The sequence below is a fragment of the Pseudomonas sp. KD5 genome, from assembly GCF_012932895.1.
GTDB lineage: Bacteria > Pseudomonadota > Gammaproteobacteria > Pseudomonadales > Pseudomonadaceae > Aquipseudomonas.
This window is the reverse complement of sequence record NZ_JDWJ01000001.1, coordinates 301,941-321,707: the sequence shown is the minus strand read 5'-3', so window position 1 is coordinate 321,707 and position 19,767 is coordinate 301,941. Positions and strand designations below refer to the sequence as shown.

At 58.9% G+C, this 19,767-nt stretch carries 21 protein-coding genes and 1 pseudogene; 7 read left to right on the top strand and 15 right to left on the bottom strand.

The window, feature by feature from the left end; all coding sequences use genetic code 11:
• The first annotated feature begins 2 nt into the window (after positions 1 to 2).
• A complete protein-coding gene (inhA, locus tag AF70_RS01510) occupies positions 3 to 689 on the top strand; it encodes an isonitrile hydratase (RefSeq protein ID WP_028941167.1) in 687 nt (228 codons plus the stop codon).
• Positions 690 to 762: 73 nt separating this feature from the next.
• On the opposite strand, the gene AF70_RS01505 is transcribed toward inhA, so the two are convergent.
• Together AF70_RS01505 and AF70_RS01500 are read right to left on the bottom strand one after the other, a co-directional pair.
• A complete protein-coding gene (locus AF70_RS01505; RefSeq protein ID WP_019579925.1) occupies positions 763 to 1,101 on the bottom strand; it encodes an antibiotic biosynthesis monooxygenase in 339 nt (112 codons plus the stop codon).
• 26 nt (positions 1,102 to 1,127) lie between these two features.
• Positions 1,128 to 1,757, bottom strand: coding sequence for a LysE family translocator (locus AF70_RS01500; protein WP_019579924.1), 630 nt, complete (start codon positions 1,755 to 1,757; stop codon positions 1,128 to 1,130).
• A gap of 89 nt (positions 1,758 to 1,846) precedes the next feature.
• Here AF70_RS01500 and AF70_RS01495 point away from each other — a divergent pair, with 89 nt between their 5' ends.
• The gene (locus AF70_RS01495) at positions 1,847 to 3,172 is read left to right on the top strand and encodes a PLP-dependent aminotransferase family protein (protein ID WP_028941166.1); all 1,326 of its coding nucleotides are present in this window, start codon (positions 1,847 to 1,849) and stop codon (positions 3,170 to 3,172) included.
• Between the two features lie 540 nt (positions 3,173 to 3,712).
• On the opposite strand, the gene AF70_RS01490 is transcribed toward AF70_RS01495, so the two are convergent.
• Positions 3,713 to 4,201 (bottom strand): SRPBCC family protein, encoded by a 489-nt coding sequence (locus AF70_RS01490; protein ID WP_019579922.1) that lies wholly within the window; start codon positions 4,199 to 4,201, stop codon positions 3,713 to 3,715.
• Between the two features lie 198 nt (positions 4,202 to 4,399).
• Here AF70_RS01490 and AF70_RS01485 point away from each other — a divergent pair, with 198 nt between their 5' ends.
• The 3 genes from AF70_RS01485 (at position 4,400) to AF70_RS01475 (ending at position 6,387) form a co-directional block, all read left to right on the top strand.
• On the top strand, positions 4,400 to 5,320 hold the full coding sequence (locus tag AF70_RS01485) for an ADP-ribosylglycohydrolase family protein (protein ID WP_028941165.1): 921 nt from the start codon (positions 4,400 to 4,402) through the stop codon (positions 5,318 to 5,320).
• A 59-nt stretch (positions 5,321 to 5,379) separates the two neighbouring features.
• A complete protein-coding gene (locus AF70_RS01480) occupies positions 5,380 to 5,781 on the top strand; it encodes a lysozyme inhibitor LprI family protein (protein WP_019579920.1) in 402 nt (133 codons plus the stop codon).
• A 249-nt stretch (positions 5,782 to 6,030) separates the two neighbouring features.
• Complete coding sequence (locus AF70_RS01475) at positions 6,031 to 6,387, top strand: hypothetical protein (RefSeq protein ID WP_019579919.1); 357 nt, start codon at positions 6,031 to 6,033, stop codon at positions 6,385 to 6,387.
• Positions 6,388 to 6,435: 48 nt separating this feature from the next.
• Here AF70_RS01475 and AF70_RS01470 read toward each other — a convergent pair whose 3' ends face one another.
• The 5 genes and pseudogenes from AF70_RS01470 to AF70_RS01450 all read right to left on the bottom strand — a co-directional run bounded on the left by AF70_RS01470 (position 6,436) and on the right by AF70_RS01450 (position 9,919).
• Positions 6,436 to 6,690, bottom strand: a complete 255-nt coding sequence (locus AF70_RS01470; protein ID WP_028941164.1) for a DUF1652 domain-containing protein — start codon at positions 6,688 to 6,690, stop codon at positions 6,436 to 6,438.
• A 369-nt stretch (positions 6,691 to 7,059) separates the two neighbouring features.
• Positions 7,060 to 7,284: pseudogene (locus tag AF70_RS01465) on the bottom strand (sigma-54-dependent Fis family transcriptional regulator); the annotation flags it as partial.
• Positions 7,285 to 7,295: 11 nt separating this feature from the next.
• On the bottom strand, positions 7,296 to 8,033 hold the full coding sequence (locus tag AF70_RS01460; RefSeq protein WP_028941162.1) for an S-methyl-5'-thioinosine phosphorylase: 738 nt from the start codon (positions 8,031 to 8,033) through the stop codon (positions 7,296 to 7,298).
• Positions 8,034 to 8,045: 12 nt separating this feature from the next.
• The gene (nagZ, locus tag AF70_RS01455) at positions 8,046 to 9,056 is read right to left on the bottom strand and encodes a beta-N-acetylhexosaminidase (protein ID WP_019579917.1); all 1,011 of its coding nucleotides are present in this window, start codon (positions 9,054 to 9,056) and stop codon (positions 8,046 to 8,048) included.
• Between the two features lie 155 nt (positions 9,057 to 9,211).
• Positions 9,212 to 9,919 carry a TetR/AcrR family transcriptional regulator gene (locus tag AF70_RS01450; protein ID WP_019579916.1) on the bottom strand — a complete coding sequence of 236 codons (708 nt, stop codon included), beginning with the start codon at positions 9,917 to 9,919 and terminating at the stop codon, positions 9,212 to 9,214.
• 229 nt (positions 9,920 to 10,148) lie between these two features.
• Here AF70_RS01450 and lexA point away from each other — a divergent pair, with 229 nt between their 5' ends.
• Together lexA and sulA are read left to right on the top strand one after the other, a co-directional pair.
• A complete protein-coding gene (lexA, locus tag AF70_RS01445; protein ID WP_007933171.1) occupies positions 10,149 to 10,757 on the top strand; it encodes a transcriptional repressor LexA in 609 nt (202 codons plus the stop codon).
• Between the two features lie 10 nt (positions 10,758 to 10,767).
• Positions 10,768 to 11,241, top strand: a complete 474-nt coding sequence (sulA, locus tag AF70_RS01440) for an SOS-induced cell division inhibitor SulA (protein WP_018925320.1) — start codon at positions 10,768 to 10,770, stop codon at positions 11,239 to 11,241.
• 93 nt (positions 11,242 to 11,334) lie between these two features.
• Here the strand turns inward: sulA and AF70_RS01435 are convergent, their stop codons facing one another.
• The 7 genes from AF70_RS01435 to AF70_RS01405 form a co-directional block, all read right to left on the bottom strand.
• The gene (locus AF70_RS01435) at positions 11,335 to 11,568 is read right to left on the bottom strand and encodes a hypothetical protein (RefSeq protein ID WP_007933173.1); all 234 of its coding nucleotides are present in this window, start codon (positions 11,566 to 11,568) and stop codon (positions 11,335 to 11,337) included.
• Positions 11,569 to 11,709: 141 nt separating this feature from the next.
• Positions 11,710 to 12,234, bottom strand: coding sequence for a DUF6586 family protein (locus AF70_RS01430; protein WP_007933174.1), 525 nt, complete (start codon positions 12,232 to 12,234; stop codon positions 11,710 to 11,712).
• 142 nt (positions 12,235 to 12,376) lie between these two features.
• A complete protein-coding gene (gene topA / locus AF70_RS01425) occupies positions 12,377 to 15,004 on the bottom strand; it encodes a type I DNA topoisomerase (RefSeq protein ID WP_028941161.1) in 2,628 nt (875 codons plus the stop codon).
• A gap of 114 nt (positions 15,005 to 15,118) precedes the next feature.
• On the bottom strand, positions 15,119 to 15,355 hold the full coding sequence (locus AF70_RS01420) for a DUF1653 domain-containing protein (RefSeq protein ID WP_007933188.1): 237 nt from the start codon (positions 15,353 to 15,355) through the stop codon (positions 15,119 to 15,121).
• Between the two features lie 99 nt (positions 15,356 to 15,454).
• Entirely contained in the window at positions 15,455 to 16,630 is a 1,176-nt protein-coding gene (gene fadA, locus AF70_RS01415; RefSeq protein WP_007933190.1) for an acetyl-CoA C-acyltransferase FadA, read from the bottom strand.
• Positions 16,631 to 16,660: 30 nt separating this feature from the next.
• Complete coding sequence (gene fadB / locus AF70_RS01410) at positions 16,661 to 18,808, bottom strand: fatty acid oxidation complex subunit alpha FadB (protein ID WP_018925315.1); 2,148 nt, start codon at positions 18,806 to 18,808, stop codon at positions 16,661 to 16,663.
• 513 nt (positions 18,809 to 19,321) lie between these two features.
• Positions 19,322 to 19,759, bottom strand: coding sequence for a hypothetical protein (locus AF70_RS01405; RefSeq protein WP_019579914.1), 438 nt, complete (start codon positions 19,757 to 19,759; stop codon positions 19,322 to 19,324).
• Positions 19,760 to 19,767: the final 8 nt, after the last annotated feature.

Genomic DNA, 19,767 nt, shown 5'->3' with positions numbered 1-19,767 from the left:
CCATGACGTTGCAGATCGGTTTACTGTTGTTTCCACAGGTTCAACAACTGGACCTGACCGGCCCTTATGACGTGCTGGCCTCGCTGCCGGACGTGAAGGTGCACCTGATCTGGAAGGACCTGGTGCCCGTCACCGCAAGTACCGGGCTGGTGTTGAAACCGACCATCACCTTCGACGATTGCCCGCCGCTGGATGTGATCTGCATTCCCGGAGGTGGCGGCGTCGGCCCATTGATGGAGGATGAACAAACCCTGGCCTTCATCAAGACTCAGGCCGCCACGGCGCGGTATGTCACCTCGGTCTGCACCGGTGCCCTGGTGCTTGGCGCGGCAGGGCTGCTCAAGGGCAAGCGCGCCACCACTCACTGGGCGTATCACGAGTTGCTCGGGCTGTTGGGGGCGATTCCGGTGAAGGATCGGGTGGTGCGCGACGGCAATCTGCTGACCGGTGGCGGGATCACCGCAGGGATCGATTTTGCCCTGACCCTGGCCGCTGAATTGTTCGATAAGGACACCGCGCAACTGGTGCAATTGCAGCTGGAATACGCCCCGGCACCACCGTTTGCGTCGGGCAGCCCCGAGACAGCGCCAGCCAGCGTGCTGGAGGAAGCCCGTAAACGCGCTGCCGGGTCGTTGAAATTACGTACGGAAATCACCGAACGTGCAGCGGCGAAACTCGACCTCCAGTGAAAGAGATGGCTGCGGGGGGCTATCCCCCCGCAGCCAGTCACTCACGCCGGGAATCCGTCGCGGAAAACCTCGCTCAAGCATTCGCCGCACGCCGGCCATTCGGCACAAACAGCTCGAACGAGTCATCGCCATAAGCCCGCTCCACTTTAGCGATCACCACTTGATAACCCGCATACCACTTGCGGTACTGACGCTTGGCCTCCAGGTGCTTGGGATGGCTGGCGAATTCCCGGATAGAGGCTTCGTCCTGCCAGTAGTAACTGGCGTTGACTAGCTCGCCATCGGCCGAGCACCAGGACTGGGTACCGACGAACCCTTCGATGCTGATCGCGACTTCGTCGATCAACGTGCTCAACCGGTTGAACTCCTCGTCCCGTTGCCCGGGTTTGTAGATAAACGATGCGATGTACATGCAGAGGTTCCTTTTCAGCGAATGAGTCAGGCCGGACGCGTCATCAGGGCCAACCGGACGGCGAGCAACAGCAATACCGCGGCCAGCCCCAATGACTGCCATTTGGCGAATGTCGACGTGCTGGAAATACGCCGGCTGACCGTGCTGCCGAAAACCCCGAGCAGGGTGTGAAACACGCCACTGACCAGGGTCAGCACCATGCCCAGCAGCACCAGCTGTACGGCAATCGAGCCTCGTTGCGCGTTAACGAATTGCGGCAGGAACACCATGAAAAACAGCAAGGCCTTGGGGTTCAGCAGGCTGTTGAGCATCGCCCGGATCAGCAGGGTCTTGAGCGGCACCTGCGCAACATCCGACGTGCCGCTGGCCGATGGCTTTTGCAACGCCTTGAACGCCAGCCACAGCAGGTACAGGACGCCGGCATAACGGATCAGGTCGAAGGCCGGCGGCCAACTGGCAACCAGTGCCGTAACCCCCATCGCGGTCAGCGCGGTCAGGATCAGATCGGCCAGGCCAATGCCCAATCCCGACGCCACACCGCCGCGCCAGCCATAACTGGCACCATGGCTGATGACGAAGGCCATGTTCGGTCCGGGTGACAGCAGCAACAGCATCACCGCGCCGACGAAAATCGATAAGGTCGCAGGGTCAATCACAGCGAAGTCTCCGTCCTGGAAAGCCTGTAGATTAGAGCGCCAATCTGATACAAACAAAAAATTGATCCAGATACAAAGAGCGCTCGCCCATGACCCGTATTCGCTACAAACGCCTGGTGGATCAGTTCGCCGGGAAGATTCGCAGCGGTGAACTGCCACCCGCCACGCAACTGCCGACCATTCGCGCGTTGATGCAGAGCGAACGGATCGCCCTGGCCACGGCATTGCGGGTCTATCACGAGTTGGAGGCGATCGGCCTGGTGGTCGGCGAGACCGGCCGTGGCACCTTTGTGCGCGACACATCCTTGCCACGCGGTCTGGGATTGGAACAGCAACCACTGGGCGTCGGCATGGTGGACCTGACCTTCAATTACCCGTCGGTACCCGGTCAGGACGAGTTATTGCGCGAGGGTTTGCGAGCGATCGCCGCCTCCGGGGATATCGATGCGCTATTGCATTCCGCGCCTCAGGGCGGGCGGCCGCATGAACGGCAGACGGCGGCCCGGCATTTACGCAATCGGGACATTCGGGTGGGGGGCGATCAGGTGCTGATCGTCAACGGCGCCCAGCAAGGCCTTGCCGTGACGCTGATGGCACTGCTCAAGCCGGGAGATATTCTGGCCCTCGACGCCCTCACCTACCCCGGCCTGAAAACCCTGGCCCAGGCCCATCGGCTGGACCTCGAAGCCCTGCCGCAAATCGCCGGGCACACCGACCTCGACGCCCTGGAAGCACTGTGCAAGCGGCGTCCCGTGCGGGCGCTCTACAGCATGCCGACGATGCACAATCCGCTGGGGACGGTGATGTCCATCGCCGACCGTGAGCGCCTGGTGCAATTGGCCGAACGATACGACTTTCTGATCATCGAAGACGGCGCCTATGCCTTCCTCGCAGAACCGGCACCCAAACCGCTGTTTACCCTGGCCCCGCAGCGCACGCTGTACATCAGCGGCCTGTCGAAAAGCGTTGCCTCGGGCCTGCGCATCGGTTTCATCGTTGCACCGAAAGCGATGATGCCGGCGCTGGAGCAAGCCATCCGCGTGTCGACATGGAGCACCCCGTTGCTGACCGTCGCGCTGGCCTGCCGCTGGATCGATAGCGGCGAAGTCGACAACCTAGAAGAGCAAAAGCGCCTGGACGCCCGGCAGCGACAGGACCTGGCTCGGCAGATCCTGAAAAGCTGCGAACTGGTGGCGCATCCCGCGTCCTACTACCTCTGGCTCAGATTGCCCGAAGGCTTGCGGGCCGAAACGGTGGTTGCCGAGCTGGAACGTAAAGGCGTGCAGGTGACCAGCGCCGATCCCTTTGCCACGACCACTCATGTGCCTCCTGCACTGCGGGTGGCCATGGGATCGATCAGCCTCGACGTGTTGAAGCGCGCCCTGGAGACTCTGCGTGAAGTCGTGGACATCTGACGGACTTTTCGGACACCCATAAAAAAACCCGCCTAAGCGGGTTTCTCAAGACCATTACGACATCCTGTCGGTAGCCATCCTGGCGTATGGTCGATCATCCGTGATCCTGAACACGTCCTGTGTTCAGTTGATGGATCCAGATTAAACACATCGGCGAAGCTTCAAAAGACGACATAACAGCGGCTGCGTGTAAGCCATTGACCATTCAGCGCCTAAAAACAGTCTTTGTAGCAGGTCGAGGTACGGGTCTGGCGATCGGTCGCAGTTTCCTGCAGACGAAAAAAAACCCGCCGAAGCGGGTTTTCCCAAGACCATATCGACTCCCTGTCGGCAGCAATCCTTGCTTATGGTCGATCATCCGTGACCCTGAGCACTTCCTGTGCTTCAGTTGATGGGGCTAGATTACGCTTCGGATCCAATCAGCAATAGACGATATAGCTACTACCGCGTGTAAGACATTCGCTATAGCCGCCCTTCCGAAAACCCTTAGACGTATCCACCATCATGGGCCGAAGCCGCGAATTTCGCGGCTTGCAGCCATCAACTTCCCTGACGCTCGTGGGCCTTGGTGTTTTCTGCCAGGAACTGTTCGATATTGTTCATCTGCTCATCCCAGCCACGGCTGTCCATGCGGAAAGCCTTGAGCCTGCGCGACTGAGGAATGTGATCGAAACCGGACTCGACGACCGTCAACAGCGTGCCTTCGTCCATGTCCTGGAGTTCGAATTTCACCAGCGTGGTGGGCTCCTGAGAGTAATCGACTTCCGGCTCCACCGCATACGGGTGCCAGCGAAACGAAAACACCCGCTCCGGCTCGACCCGCTCCACCAGTACATTCCACAACAAGTGCTCATAACCAGGGTACGTAATCTGCCCCTGGGTCCACTCGCCGGCGACAAAGCGCTTGCCTTCGAGTGCCACGCCGAACCATTGTCCGAACATTTCGGCATTGGCCAGCATGCGCCAGACCCGCGAGCGCGGCGCCTTGAGCAGGATCTTCCTTTCGATGCGATCTGATGCTGGGTTCATAAGTCACCTCCTGTATTGAACAGTAGGCCCGTAAAGACCAGAAAACCAACCTAAAAGTTGTATCAAACAGGTGCCGCAATCAACCGTACCTGAAATATTCGGCCTCTATTTCGGCCATAAGTTCTGGTTTGAAAGGCACAGTCAACGGATTGAAACTGCTAACGTTTGCAACGACGTGCAACCTTACAAGGAAGATTCATGCAGCCTTCACTCACGGAGCGTTATCGCGCAACCCTGTTAGGGCTTGCTTGCGCAGATGCTATCGGCACCAGTGTCGAATTCCAGCCACGCGGCTCGTTCGAGCCCCTGACCGATATGGTTGGCGGCGGCCCGTTCAATCTGAAGCCGGGGCAATGGACCGATGACACATCCATGGCACTTTGCCTGGCTGAAAGTCTGCTGAACAAAAAAGGTTTTGATGCGGCTGACCAGATGGGCCGTTACCTCAACTGGTGGCAATGGGGTTACCAGAGTTCGACCGGCGAATGCTTCGACATTGGCATGACCGTACGTGACGCGCTGGCTCGTTATCAGAAAACCGGTCAGCCATTCGCAGGCTCCTCCGATCCCGACACGGCGGGCAACGGTTCGCTGATGCGGCTGGCGCCGATAGTCTTGTACTACTTTCCCGATCGCGACCGGATCAGGATGTTTTCTGTAGACAGCTCGCGCACTACTCATGCGGCACCGGAGGCACTTGAATGCTGTCAGTTGCTTGCCGAACTGATCCACAAGGCATTGCAAGGCACGCCCAAGCCGGATTTGCAGCGCCTGCCAGAGACGACGTTCCTGGAACCAAAGGTCACGAGCATCGCCCGAGGCGATTACCTCGCAAAATCCAGGGACGATATCCAAGGCAGCGGCTACTGCGTTGCATCACTGGAAGCGGCCTTGTGGTGTTTTCACCATACGGACAGTTTTGCAGCCGCCATCCTCGAAGCTGCGAACCTGGGCGACGACGCCGATACCACTGCCGCCATCGTCGGTCAGTTGGCCGGGGCTCACTACGGTGTGCAAGCCATCCCTGAAGGCTGGCTGGCGAAGTTGCACATGCGCGCTGACATCCAGGCCTGTGCGGACCAATTACTCGCGGCTTCAGGCGTCCTTTCTACAAGCTGAAGCCCGCGTCTTCGCTACACTGCAACCTCATCTTTTCATTTGTCACAGCGAGAACTCCCATGCCCCCACGTTTTCTCCTGGCGCTGACACCGCTGCTGTTCTCCCCCCTCGCGCATGCTCTGGACTGCGACAACGCCACCGACCAGACAACGATGAATCAGTGCGCGGCGCAGCAGAACAAAGCGGCCGACAAGGAGCTGAATGCGCTTTACCAACAGATCACCACGCGATTGAAGGACAGCCCTGACGCCAAGAAGCTGTTGGTCAGTGCCCAGCGCTCATGGATTGCGTTTCGCGATGCCGAGTGCAAGTTCTCGGCGTCCGGGGTGGAAGGTGGCAGTGTCTATCCGCTGATCTATAGCAACTGCACCACGGCGCTGACCAAGGCGCGGGTCGAAGCGTTCAAGACTTACTTGAAGTGTAAGGAAGGGGATTTGAGTTGTCCGGTGCCTGAGGCTTGATGCTGCGGCGTTCTTGAGGGCGCCGCGAGCCAGCTTAACGATCACTATAAAAATCAATCAGTTACTTGAAATAACTGGCTTATGGGCGCGTCTGAACGAGATCGCCCGCGTCTAATATCGCGATACCTGTTGCAGTGTGAGACAAGCATAGAGGCCCCCGGCCGGAACACTTCATCGCCCGGCGATTGACGATGCTCCAGTGCAGGCGCGAAATGTGGGCTCACCGATTGCCAGTCAGAGGGTAAGAACATGGCAAGCATAACGGTCCTGGCGGGGGACTTTCTGCAGGGTGATGGAGAGTACACAGACGGCGTTTTCACGCTCAGGACGTCGCTTCACCCGTGGCCCGGCATCACCCTCCCGCTCTCATTGTTCAAGAGTGTAGAAGTGGCCAACGAGGATTCGATCAACAACATCAAGGATGTCATCGGCTTCGGCGTGGCGGGGGCCATGTTGCTGGGGCCTATCGGCGCAATTGCCGGCTTCATGTTGGCTGGCAAGGAAACCGAGGTAACCTTTCTGGCCACACTCAAGGATGGAAGAAGGTTGCTGGCAGCTGTAGACAGCGACACGTTCGATGAGATTTCCCGAAAAATCCCGTCCTGACATGACAGACGCACGCCGCACCATCGACAGGTGCGGCGTGACATCGGTTCAGCTGTAGAACGTCGGGTGAACGCCTTTGTGAGCCTCGATTTCCAACCGCATATCAGCCACCAGCGAAGCAATTGCATGGGGGCTGTCCAGTGTCCACACCGGAATGTGAGTGGCCACCAGATCCACTTTGCCGGTCATGCAATCGCAGACCCGAATCGTCAGGAACTGGTCCGCCTCCATGCTGCAGGTGCACACGGCGGGCAGAAAACTTTGCTCGATGATGTTTTGGATTTCCAGGGGTGATAGAAACATCGCTACCTCCCTCGCGCCAGATGGATGCCGGGCAAATGTTCCGTCATTTCACCCTTTAGCTTGAAAATTCTAATCCTCAATAGCGGGTGTCTCAAGGCTGTGACAGGTTGCTCGTCGTCTCAACGGGCTGCCGCGATTTGCGACACCTCCAAGGGCTTCGCCCTCCCCTCGCATCACTCAAAACCCGGCTGTCACTGAGCTATCAGCCCCTTCCCGACACTTGGCACAGCCATTGCCAAACAGTGAGCAAGCCCCCGTTTTCACGCACAACAAGAGGTCTTGCCATGCCCCTCCCTTATCTGCTTCCCGCCACCTCGGCGTTCATCCAGCGCGCACCGCGCATGCTCATCGGCGGAGACTGGGTCGAGGCCGCGGACGGCCAGACCATGCCCCTGCGCCAAGGGTGATGTCTTGCAGGCCGCTGCCCTTGAGACGGTCGGCGCGACCTTCGACGGCGAGGATGGTGGCGTCGGAATTGGCGAGGATGATCAGCCCTTCGTTGCCTTGGCGATCGGCCAGATAGTCGATGGCCGGCATCGCCGCATCGATCAACAACCGATTGCTCGCCAGCAGCCCGTCGAGACTGGCGCTCGAGAGTGTCGAGCTTAGCCTTTCAATACCCGCGCCAACGTCGACTTCACTTTGCCCATGCCATCATGCAGTGCCTGTTCAATCTCGGCCATGGTAATCACCGCCGTCGATTTGCCCGCCGCCGGGTTCACCACCAGCGCCAGACAGGCGTAATCCAGTTCCAGCTCGCGTGCCAATGCGGCTTCCGGCATACCGGTCATGCCGACGATGTCACAACCGTCACGTTCCAGCTTCGCGATTTCAGCGACCGTTTCCAGACGCGGCCCCTGGGTGCAAGCGTACACGCCATGACTGCTATAGCCGACGCCTTCAGCCGCCAACGCCGCGATTAATTGCTGACGCAGGGGTTCGCTGTAGGGATAGCTGAAGTCGATGTGTGTAACGTGTTCCAGGTCATCGGCGAAATAGGTGTGTTCGCGACCGCTGGTGTAGTCGATCAATTGATGCGGCACGCAGAAATGCCCGGTGCCCATCGCGGCATGAATCCCGCCCACGGCGTTGACCGCGAGAATCGCTTCAGCTCCGGCCTGCTTCAAGGCCCACAGATTGGCGCGGTAGTTCACCTGGTGCGGCGGGAAGCGGTGCGGGTGGCCGTGACGTGCGAGAAACAGCACTTCCTTGCCGGCGTACTCACCGATCTGCACCTCGGCCGAAGGGGCACCGTAAGGGGTGTCCACCGCCAATGACTGACGAATGCTCAAGCCTTCGAGTTGAGTCAGGCCGGTGCCACCGATAATCGCGTAAACCGTCATAACGAAAAGTCCTTAATCAATCAATTGAGCTTCTTTGAGCGCGCCGACGGCCGTCAGCCAGCGCGGGTCTTGACGGTATTCGGTGCTGGCGTACGCCTGCCCACGCATCCGCGCGATACGCGCCGAAGGCTTGACCTTCAACCGCTGGGCGGCACTCAAAGCCAACTCGGCAGCCGCGCGGTCGTTGCACACCAGGCCCATGTCGCAACCGGCGGTCAATGCCGCTTCGATGCGACTGGCGGCATCGCCCACCACGTGCGCACCGGCCATCGACAGGTCGTCACTGAAGATCACGCCATCGAACTGCAGCTCGCCGCGCAGGATGTCCTGCAACCAGCGACGGGAGAAACCGGCAGGCTGGGAATCGACTTGTGGATAAATAACGTGGGCCGGCATGACGGCGGCCAATTGCTTGCTCAATCGCGCGAACGGCACCAGGTCGTTGGCGCGGATCTCTTCGAGGCTGCGTTCGTCATTGGGAATCGCAACGTGGGAATCGGCCTCGGCCCAGCCATGACCGGGGAAATGCTTGCCGGTGGCAGCCATCCCGGCGCTGTTCATGCCACGGATGAATGCACCGGCGAGCAAGGCTGCGCGCTCGGGATCACCTTCGAACGAACGGGTGCCGACAACGGCGCTGCGTTGGTAGTCCAGGTCCAGCACCGGGGCGAAGCTCAGGTCGAGACCGACCGCAAGCACTTCGGTCGCCATGATCCAGCCGCACTGCTCGGCCAGGTATTCGGCATTCGGATTGTCGGCGATGGCGCGCATGGCGGGCAGTCGCACGAAGCCCTGACGCAGCCGTTGAACCCGACCGCCCTCCTGGTCGACCGCCAGCAGCAGATCGGGACGAATGGCGCGGATCGCGGCGCTCAATTCGCGCACCTGACGCGGGTGTTCGATGTTGCGGGCAAAAATGATCAGGCCGCCCACTTCGGGCTGGCGCAACAATTGGCGATCTTCAGACGTCAGCCAGGTACCGGCGACGTCCACCATCAACGAGCCTTGCAGGCCAGCAGTCATGGAAATTCCTTGAATATGATAAACCCGGCTCGCACGAATTCGCCGCCATGGGCTGAGCCCGGCAGGTCGGCGATATCAATGAGGGGGTTCAAAACGAGAGTCGGCATGGGCGGCTAGCTTAGCGGATGTCAGCTGCCGCGCCCACCCGTGTGCGGTTAAACCTTGGCGGCCACCGGGGTCGATTTGCTGCGTGGACGCAACTGTGCGGTAGCCATGGCGGAGTCGGTGACGCCGGTTTCGGCACGCATGCCCGCGGCCAGGAATGGCACCATCAGACGCATCACTTGCTCGATGGAAGTGTTGACGCCGAAATCGGTCTCGGCAATCGCGCGCAAGGCCTTGATCCCCGACATGCTGAACGCCGCGGCACCTAGCATGAAGTGCACGCGCCAGAACAGTTCGATCGGAGGAATGCGTGGCGCGGCTTCGTTGACCAGCAGCATGTAGCGGCGGAAAACCTTGCCGTACATGTCTTCCAGATAACGACGCAAGTGCCCTTGGCTCTGACTGAAAGCCAGCCCCAGCAAACGCATGAAGATGGAAAGGTCGTTGCCGCTGCGTGGTTGCACCACCAGGGCTTGCTCGACGAGGATCTCTAGCAATTCTTCGAGGGTCGGTTTGTTCTCGGGTTTGGCCTGACGGCGCTCTAGCTCTTTATCGAGACTGAGGCAGAATGGCCCGAGAAAACGCGAGAAGACCGCTTGAATCAGCGCCTTCTTCGATCCGAAGTGATAGTTCACCGCCGCCAGATTGACACCGGCCTTGCTGGTGATCAGACGCAACGAGGTTTCAGCGAAACCTTTTTCCGCGAACAATTGCTCGGCAGCATCGAGAATGCGTTCAACGGTTTCCGACTGGGCCATGGCTACTCCGCCTGACAAACACTTGTTTGAAACATACGTTTCAGCCCAGGCCTTGTCAAGTCTGGCGGTTCGTTTTGGGAATGGTCGGTCAGCTATTTAACCATACAACACTGGCGCTTCAATCGGCGAGCTGAATGACCGTCCAGCGGCCGGCAAAAAAAGGGGCATTGCCAAGACCGGTTCACTGTATATAATCCCAGTCACTGTATAAAAAGACAGAGCGATCAATATGCTAAAGCTGACGCCACGCCAAGCAGAGATTCTGGCCTTCATCAAACGTTGCCTCGAAGACAACGGCTACCCGCCAACCCGCGCGGAAATCGCTCAGGAACTGGGCTTCAAGTCGCCCAACGCGGCGGAAGAACACCTCAAGGCACTGGCCCGCAAGGGCGCGATCGAGATGACCCCGGGCGCCTCCCGCGGCATTCGCATCCCCGGCTTCGAAGCCAAGGCCGACGAATCTACCCTGCCGATCATCGGCCGAGTGGCAGCGGGCGCTCCGATCCTCGCCCAGCAGCACATCGAAGAATCCTGCAACATCAACCCTTCGTTCTTCCACCCTCGCGCTGACTATCTGTTGCGGGTCCATGGCATGAGCATGAAGGATGTCGGCATTTTCGACGGAGACCTGCTGGCCGTCCATACCACCCGCGAAGCCCGTAACGGTCAGATCGTGGTGGCGCGGATTGGTGACGAAGTGACCGTCAAGCGCTTCAAGCGCGACGGCAGCAAAGTCTGGCTGATTGCCGAAAACCCTGAATTCGCCCCTATCGAAGTCAACCTGAAAGATCAGGAACTGGTGATCGAAGGCTTGAGCGTCGGCGTGATTCGCCGCTAAAGGAGGCTTTATGCAGTTCCCACACACTTCACAGCAAGCCCAACTGCCGTTGTTCGAGGCATTCATGGCGCAGCCGCTGGCGCCGATCCTGAAAGAAGTGGTCGAGTCGCCCTGGAGCGCCGAACCCGAAGTCTTCAGCGAGCTGTCATTGCGTGGCGCGGCCGGGAACTGCCTGAACCTTCTGGCACCAATCCTCAGGGAGCTGAGCCAGGATCAGGACGCTCGCTGGCTGACACTGATCGCCCCGCCCGCCAGCCTGACCCAGGCCTGGCTGCGAGACGCCGGCCTGAACCGTGAACGCATTCTGCTGCTGCAACCACGCGGCACACAGAGCGCTCAACAACTGACCTGTGAAGCTTTGCGACTTGGCCGCAGCCATACGGTCGTCAGCTGGCTAAACCCGCTGAGTACATCCTCGCGGCAACAGCTGATCAGCGCCGCCCGTACTGGGGATGCGCAAAGTCTGAATATTCGACTGGGTTAGCTGAAAAACACTATGCGCGCCGAGCAGCGCGGGGCTTCTCCAAGGATAGAGAAGCCGATCTGTAGGGGTATTCGCAAAATCCGACGGGCGGGATCAATGAAGAACCCGTGGCCCCTCTTCCTTATCAAATTCGCCTTCAACCAGGCGTCCTGCCATCTGAACACCAACGCTCAACATCGCCTTGGCGACTTCCACGTGCTGGCCTTGCAGGAAAGCCTTGGCATCCTCGGAGAAATCCAAAGTAACCAGAGAACCCTCGTCCTCGGCCCTGCGCAGCTCGATTCGGCCGTCTGGTAACTCGACAATTTCTAGAAAGGACGTTGGCATAAAGGACTGTTCTCCACGAAAGGCAGGGATTATATAGGCATCGGCCAAGCTTCGCTCGGGATCTTGACCAGATGCCATCACGAAGAGAAATTTCTGACAGCATGCTTTCTTGAGCGGACCATTCGCCGAACACTCAATCTTTCAGCACTCGTTCAGCCCTTCGCGAAACCGGATCGCCAAGCTTTTCAGGTTCTGGCGCCAGCTCTCCAGTTCTTCCCGGCTTAGCTCTTCAGGCGCCTCTTCTTCGTCCAGGTTGACGGCCAGAATAAGCGGCTGCGTCACATCACCCTTGGGCTTGTGTGGAGCACGAGGCGGTTGAAACAGTGCGGCATAAGCCGACAGCAGCTTGGCCAGCCAGGTTTCAGGGTTTTGCGCCAACTCGACCATCTCGGCCATTTCCGGAATAGCGATGGTTTCGAGCACTTCGCGGGTCAGCAGCATCTCTGCCCGCGGCGCGTTGGCCTGAGGCAAGCGATAGAAGCCGGCGATTTCATGGCACAACCCCAACAGCGCTCCGTACAGGTGAAACAACGCCGATTCTCGCCCGGCCTGAATCAGCGCCAGGGAGTTCATCGCCCGCCCCTCTTCGGCCTTGGCGAGCGCTTCCAGCGACAAGCCGGCGAAATAAATTTTCTGGTTGGTACGGGTATAGAGTTCGTGGGCCATGACGGCAGCCTCCACAACGAAATAATTGCTTCACGCAGGTCTGACAGTGTCGTGGATCACCCAAGCTCACCGCAAGCCCAAAACAAAAAGGCCGCATGAAAACCCGAGGGTTGTCATGCCGCCTTTTTATGTGCAGCGGCTTTTAAGCCTTGGCTGCTGGACGCTTGTCTTCAACCGTCCACTTGCCACCATCGTAATACGCTTTCCAGCCAGTCGGCTTACCGTCGACTTCCGTCTGCACGTATTGCTCTTTGGTCTTGCGGCTGTAACGGATCACTGCTGGCAGACCGTCAGGATCTTTCTTCGGTGCTTCGCAGAGGAAGTGGTACTTCGGATCGATCTCATCCTTGTGCGGCACGATCTCGACGACCAATGGCGCACGGGTCTCGCGGTTTTTCGGGAACTGGCTGGCCGCCAGGAACAGGCCGGAAGCACCGTCACGCAGGATATAGGTGTCGTTGACCTTCTCGCATTTGAGCTCAGGCATCTTCACCGGATCCATCTTCGGCGGCGCCGCATCACCGCTTTTCAGCAGCTTGCGGGTGTTCTTGCAGGTTGCGTTGGTGCAACCGAAGAACTTGCCGAAACGGCCGGTCTTGAGCTGCATCTCGCTGCCGCACTTGTCGCATTCCAGGCTCGGACCTTCATAGCCCTTGATGCGGTAAGCGCCCTCTTCGATCTCGTAGCCTGCGCAATCCGGGTTGTTACCGCAGATGTGCAGCTTGCGCTTCTCGTCGAGCAGATAAGCGTCCATCGCCGTGCTGCAGATCGGGCAACGGTGCTTGCCGCGCAGAACCAGCGACTCCGACTCACCCTCGTCATCCGCAGCGATTTCGTCGCCCGGCACCAAGTTGACGGTGGCCTTGCAGCGTTCTTTCGGCGGCAGGCTGTAGCCCGAGCAACCGAGGAACACGCCAGTCGATGCAGTACGAATCTGCATCGGACGACCGCACACCACACATGGAATATCAGTCATTACCGGCTGGTTGGCGCGCATGCCGCCTTCGGCGCTTTCGGCCACTTCGAGTTTCTTCTTGAAGTCGCCGTAGAACTCGTCGAGCACGTTTTTCCAGTCGCGCTCGCCCTGGGCCACGTCATCGAGATTCTCTTCCATGCCGGCGGTGAAGCCGTAGTCCATGAGATTGGAGAAGCTCTCGGCCAGACGCTCGGTGACGATGTCGCCCATCTTTTCCGAATAGAAACGACGGTTGTGCAGCGCCACGTAGCCGCGGTCCTGGATGGTCGAAATGATCGCAGCGTAGGTCGAAGGACGACCGATGCCGCGTTTTTCCATTTCCTTTACCAGGCTCGCTTCCGAGTAACGCGCCGGCGGCTTGGTGAAGTGCTGGGTCGGATCAAGCTTGATCAGCTTCATCGTATCGCCCTGGGCCATGTCCGGCAGCACGTCGTCATCGCCAGGCTTGGTGATTTGCGGCATGACGCGGGTGTAACCGTCGAACTTCAGGATGCGGCCCTTGGCGCGCAACTCGAAGTCACCGGCACCGACAGTGACCGTGGTCGACAGGTATTGGGCCGGCAGCATCTGGCAGGCGAGGAACTGGCGCCAGATCAGCTCGTAAAGCCGCTCGGCATCACGCTCCATGCCCGACAGCTTGCTTGGCTCGGTATTGGCGTCAGACGGACGAATCGCTTCGTGAGCCTCTTGTGCGCCTTCCTTGCTGCTGTAGACGTTCGGGGTTTCCGGCAGGTACTTCTTGCCGAATTCGCCTTCAATATAAGTACGCGCCATCGTCACGGCATCAGCCGAGAGGTTGGTGGAGTCGGTACGCATATAAGTGATGTAGCCGGCTTCGTACAGACGCTGGGCCATCATCATGGTTTTCTTCACACCGAAGCCCAGGCGATTGCTCGCGGCCTGCTGCAGGGTGGAGGTGATGAACGGTGCCGACGGCTTGCTGCTGGTCGGTTTGTCTTCGCGCTTGACGATGCTGTAGCTGGAAGCCTTGAGCTTCTCCAGCGCGGCCATGGCCTGGGCTTCGTTGAGCGGCTTGAAGGCTTCGCCTTTCTCGCGAGCCACATCGAAGCGCACAGTCGCGCCCTTGGCGGTGCCGAGGTCAGCGTGAACTTCCCAGTACTCTTCCGGGTTGAACGCGCGGATTTCACGCTCACGCTCAACCACCAGCTTCACGGCAACCGATTGCACGCGACCGGCGGACAGGCCACGAGCAACCTTGGCCCACAGCAGCGGCGAAACCATGTAACCCACCACGCGGTCGAGGAAGCGACGCGCCTGCTGAGCGTTTACGCGATCGATGTCCAGCTCGCCCGGTTGGGAGAAAGCTTCCTGGATCGCTTTTTTGGTGATTTCGTTGAACACCACGCGCTTGTAGCGGCTGTCGTCACCACCGATGGCTTCGCGCAGGTGCCATGCAATGGCTTCCCCCTCGCGATCCAAGTCGGTTGCGAGATAGATGGTGTCAGCATCTTTGGCGAGCCGGCGCAGCTCTTCGATAACCTTTTCCTTGCCCGGGAGGATCTCGTACTTGGCTTTCCAGCCATGATCGGGATCGACACCCATGCGCGAGACCAACTGCTTGCGCGCTTTCTCTTTCGGCGTGAGCACCGGACCTTCGCCTGCGGCGGCCTTGCCACGCTTGGCGGCAGGCTCTTTGCTGGCGCTAGCCGAACCGCTGGTGGGCAGGTCTCGGATATGGCCGATACTCGACTTCACCACGTATTGGTTACCCAGATACTTGTTGATGGTCTTGGCCTTAGCCGGGGATTCCACAATGACCAGCGATTTGCCCATGGATCAGAAAATTCCTGAATTCTAGAAGTGAAAGGCGGTTGGCGCCTGACGCGGCACCGCTATATATAGTGGCTACAAGGTGAGGTCAAGCGCAGGGTTCTGCGCGCACTCCCCTTATGGCTGCGGAAAAATGCTCGGTTCGGCTTGCACCAAAGCAAAGCGTGGCACCTGTTCGCCGTCAACCTCGACCGACTCCAGGAACATGCTCAAGGGGCGCACCCAAAAGCCGTAATCGCCATACAGGGCTTGGTAGAAGACCACTTCTTCTTCGGTCTCCGAATGCCGCGCAACACTGAATACGCGGTACTGCGGACCTTTGTAATGTTGGTAGAGCCCAGGTTGTATCGGCATGCTTTGGCCCTCACTCAAATTTTTTCAAAATAAAAACAAAAATAAATCCGGAAAAACAAAAACCGGGGCACTTGGCCCCGGCTTCCATCGACGAAACGCTTAAACGCGTTCGAAGACGGTGGAGATACCTTGGCCGAGACCAATGCACATGGTAGCCACCCCGAAGGTGCCGCCATTCTGCTTCATCACGTTCAGCAAGGTGCCCGAAATACGTGCACCGGAGCAACCGAACGGGTGACCCAGGGCGATCGCGCCGCCGTGCAGGTTAACCTTCTCGTTCATCTTGTCGAGCACTTTCAAATCTTTCAGCACTGGCAGGGCCTGTGCAGCGAAAGCTTCGTTGAGCTCGAAGAAGTCGATATCGTTGATGCCAAGACCCGCGCGCTTCAATGCTTTCTGCGTTGCCGGTACTGGACCATAGCCCATGATCGCCGGGTCCACACCTGCCACTGCCATCGAGCGAATCACCGCCAGCGGCTGGATACCCAGGTCCTGGGCACGCTGTGCCGACATCACGATCATGCACGAAGCACCGTCGGTGATCTGCGACGAAGTACCCGCGGTCACGGTGCCGCCCTTCGGATTAAACGCTGGTTTCAGAGCCGCCAGGCTTTCCAGGGTGGTTTCCGGACGAATGGTTTCGTCGTAGTCGAACAGTTTCAGGAAACCGTTCTCATCGTAGCCCTGCATCGGGATGATTTCGTCCTTGAACTTGCCTTCCACGGTCGCCTTGTGGGCGAGTTGGTGGGAGCGCACGCCAAAGGCGTCTTGCTGTTCGCGAGTAATGCCGTGCATTTTGCCGAGCATTTCTGCAGTCAGGCCCATCATGCCCGAGGCTTTCGCCGCGTACAGGGACATGTGCGGGTTCGGATCGACACCGTGCATCATGCTCACATGACCCATATGCTCGACGCCGCCAACGACGAACACGTCACCGTTGCCGGTCATGATTGCTTGTGCGGCAGTGTGCAGCGCACTCATCGAGGAGCCACACAGACGGCTGACGGTCTGGCCGGCCGAGGTGTGTGGAATCTGAGTCATCAGGGACGCCATGCGGGCGATGTTCCAGCCCTGCTCCAGGGTCTGGTTCACGCAGCCCCAGATCACGTCTTCGACTTCGCTCGGGTCGACCTTGACGTTGCGTTCCAGCAATTTGCTGATCAGGTGTGCCGACATGTCTTCGGCGCGGGTGTTGCGGTGCATGCCGCCCTTGGAGCGGCCCATCGGCGTACGACCGAAGTCGACAATCACGACGTCTCTAGGATTCAAGCTCATATACTTTCACTCTCGCTCTAGTGTGGGCGCTTAACCGAAGAAGCTCTGACCGTTCTTGGCCATTTCACGCAGCTTCGCGGTCGGGTGGTACAGCGCGCCCAAATCAGCGTACTGGTCAGCCAGGGCAACGAACTCTGCAACACCGATCGAATCGATGTAGCGCAGCGCACCGCCACGGAATGGAGGGAAACCAATACCGTAGACCAGACCCATGTCGGCTTCGGCGGCGGTTTCGACGATGCCGTCTTCCAGGCAACGCACGGTTTCCAGGCACAACGGGATCATCATCCAGTTGATGATGTCTTCGTCAGTGACTTCGAGCTGTTGGAAAACGATCGGCTTGAGCACTTCCAGCACCGACGGATCGGCGACTTTCTTCTGCTTGCCGCGCTTGTCGGTCTCGTAGGCGTAGAAGCCCTTGCCATTTTTCTGGCCCAGGCGCTTGGCTTCATAGAGCACGTCGACGGCCGAACGGCGATCGTCCTTCATGCGATCCGGGAAGCCTTCAGCCATGACGTCACGACCATGGTGGCCGGTGTCGATGCCGACCACGTCCATCAGGTATGCCGGGCCCATTGGCCAGCCGAACTTCTCCATGACCTTGTCGATGCGGACGAAGTCCACACCGGCGCTGACCAGCTTGGCGAAACCGCCGAAGTACGGGAACAGCACGCGGTTGACCAGGAAGCCCGGGCAGTCGTTGACGACGATCGGGTTCTTGCCCATTTTCTTGGCGTAGGCAACGGTGGTGGCAACGGCCACTTCGCTGGACTTCTCGCCACGGATCACTTCAACCAGCGGCATCATGTGCACCGGGTTGAAGAAGTGCATGCCGACGAAGTTTTCCGGACGCTTGAGGGCTTTGGCCAGCAAGGTGATGGAAATGGTCGAGGTGTTGGACGCGAGGATGGTGTCCTCTTTGACCTTGTCTTCGACTTCGGCCAGAACGGCTTGCTTGACCTTCGGGTTCTCGACCACGGCTTCGACCACCAGGTCGACGTGACCGAAATCGCCGTAGGACAGGGTCGGACGAATGCCATTGAGCACTTCAGCCATCTTCGCCGGGGTCATGCGACCTTTATCAACGCGGCCAACCAGCAGCTTGGCGGCTTCGGCCAGACCTTGCTCAATACCGTGCTCGTTGATGTCCTTCATCAGGATCGGCGTGCCTTTGGAGGCCGACTGATAAGCGATACCGCCACCCATGATGCCGGCGCCCAATACGGCGGCCTGCTTCACTTCCTTGGCGATTTCGTCGTAGGCCTTGGCCTTTTTCTTCAGCTCCTGATCGTTCAGGAACAGACCGATCAAGCTCTGTGCGGCAGAGGTCTTGGCCAGTTTGACGAAACCGGCGGCTTCGACTTCCAGGGCCTTGTCGCGACCGAAGTTCGCGGCTTTCTGGATGGTCTTGATCGCTTCGACCGGTGCCGGGTAGTTCGGGCCCGCCTGGCCGGCCACGAAACCTTTGGCGGTTTCGAACGACATCATTTGTTCGATGGCGTTGAGCTTGAGCTTTTCGAGCTTCGGCTGACGCTTGGCCTTGTAGTCAAACGTGCCGGAGATGGCGCCCTTGATCAGGTTCAGCGCCGCTTCGTGCAACTTCTGCGAGTCGACCACCGCATCGACGGCACCGACTTTCAGTGCGTCTTCAGCGCGGTTTTCCTTACCGGCGGCAATCCACTCGATGGCGTTGTCGGCACCGATGATGCGCGGCAGGCGCACGGTACCGCCGAAGCCTGGGTAGATGCCCAGCTTGACTTCCGGCAGACCGATTTTGGCGGTGCTGGCCATGACGCGGAAATCCGCCGCCAGGCACATTTCCAGACCGCCACCCAGTGCGATGCCATTGATCGCGGCAACAGTCGGGACGTTGAGGTCTTCGAAATCGCTGAAAATCTTGTTGGCTTCGAGGTTGCCAGCAACAAGCTCGGCATCCGGCAGCTTGAAGTTGTCGACGAATTCGGTGATGTCGGCGCCGACGATGAATACGTCCTTGCCACTGCTGACGATCACACCCTTGATCGAAGCATCTGCCTTGATGGTGTCTACAGCCTGACGAAGTTCGTTCAGGGTAAGACGGTTGAACTTGTTGACGGACTCACCCTTGAGGTCGAACTTCAGTTCGACGATGCCACTTTCAAGAGCCTTAACCGTGATGGCTTTACCTTCGTAAATCATCAACTGATCTCCACGATATGGAAGCTGAACAGTACACGTCGGACGCAGGCGGCTGGCTCGGCAGGGACGTTTATCGTCAATGCTAACGCCAACTCACCCGGCACACCCGCCAACGCGATAGTCGGGATTCTGTAGGAGCAGTCTGTAATACAAACGCTCAATTCATACGCCCGTTTGATTTGGGTGTGTCACCTTCACGGAATTTCCGGCAATTGTCAATCGCCCAAAATACTGGTTGAAACGCGACTTTCCGGTCACTTCCGTACCACGAAGCCCTGCAACACGCGGATGCATGTGAGGCCATTCATAGAATCAATAGTTAGAAAAGTCGCCCTAATTCGCGGCAACCTGTGTTTAACAGGCTACGCTGGCGGGACCCTGGAGAAAAAATTGAACGCTTTTGACGAATGCCAAGCGTAAGATCTGTGCCACAAAGAATTACCGGCCTGCCTGGCCAACCCCAGCCCGATGATGATGTCGGGCTTTTTATTGCCTTCCGCAGCAGATCGGGGTTCAGGCGAGTGCTTTGAGCGTAGCGTCGATCTGTTGCAGAACCTCGGCTTCGCCCTTCTCGCCCCAATACAGGGCAATCATTTGCTTGTCTGCCTCGACCTTGTAGACGTTGGCAGGCAATTTTTCGAAATGATTCAGCAGCACTCCATCCTCGCAGACTTCCTGCCACTGATTGACCCACACACCCGGCGCCTTCTGCCAATAGCTCCAGCACGCCGGCTGAGTGCCACGGCGCGGCCGGTGGTACTGGGCGCAAGGGCTTGGCGGCTCCTGGCTCAGCCAGTGCGGCCACTCCTGGGGCGACAATTGCATGGCAAGGCCGATGCGCCGCGCCTCCATGCGCAGGGCCATGCGACCGCTCTGGACACGAGACGGTCGCAACCAGGCCAGCGGGCTCAGCACCACCAGCAGGATTGACACCACTATCCAGACCGTCATATCTGTAC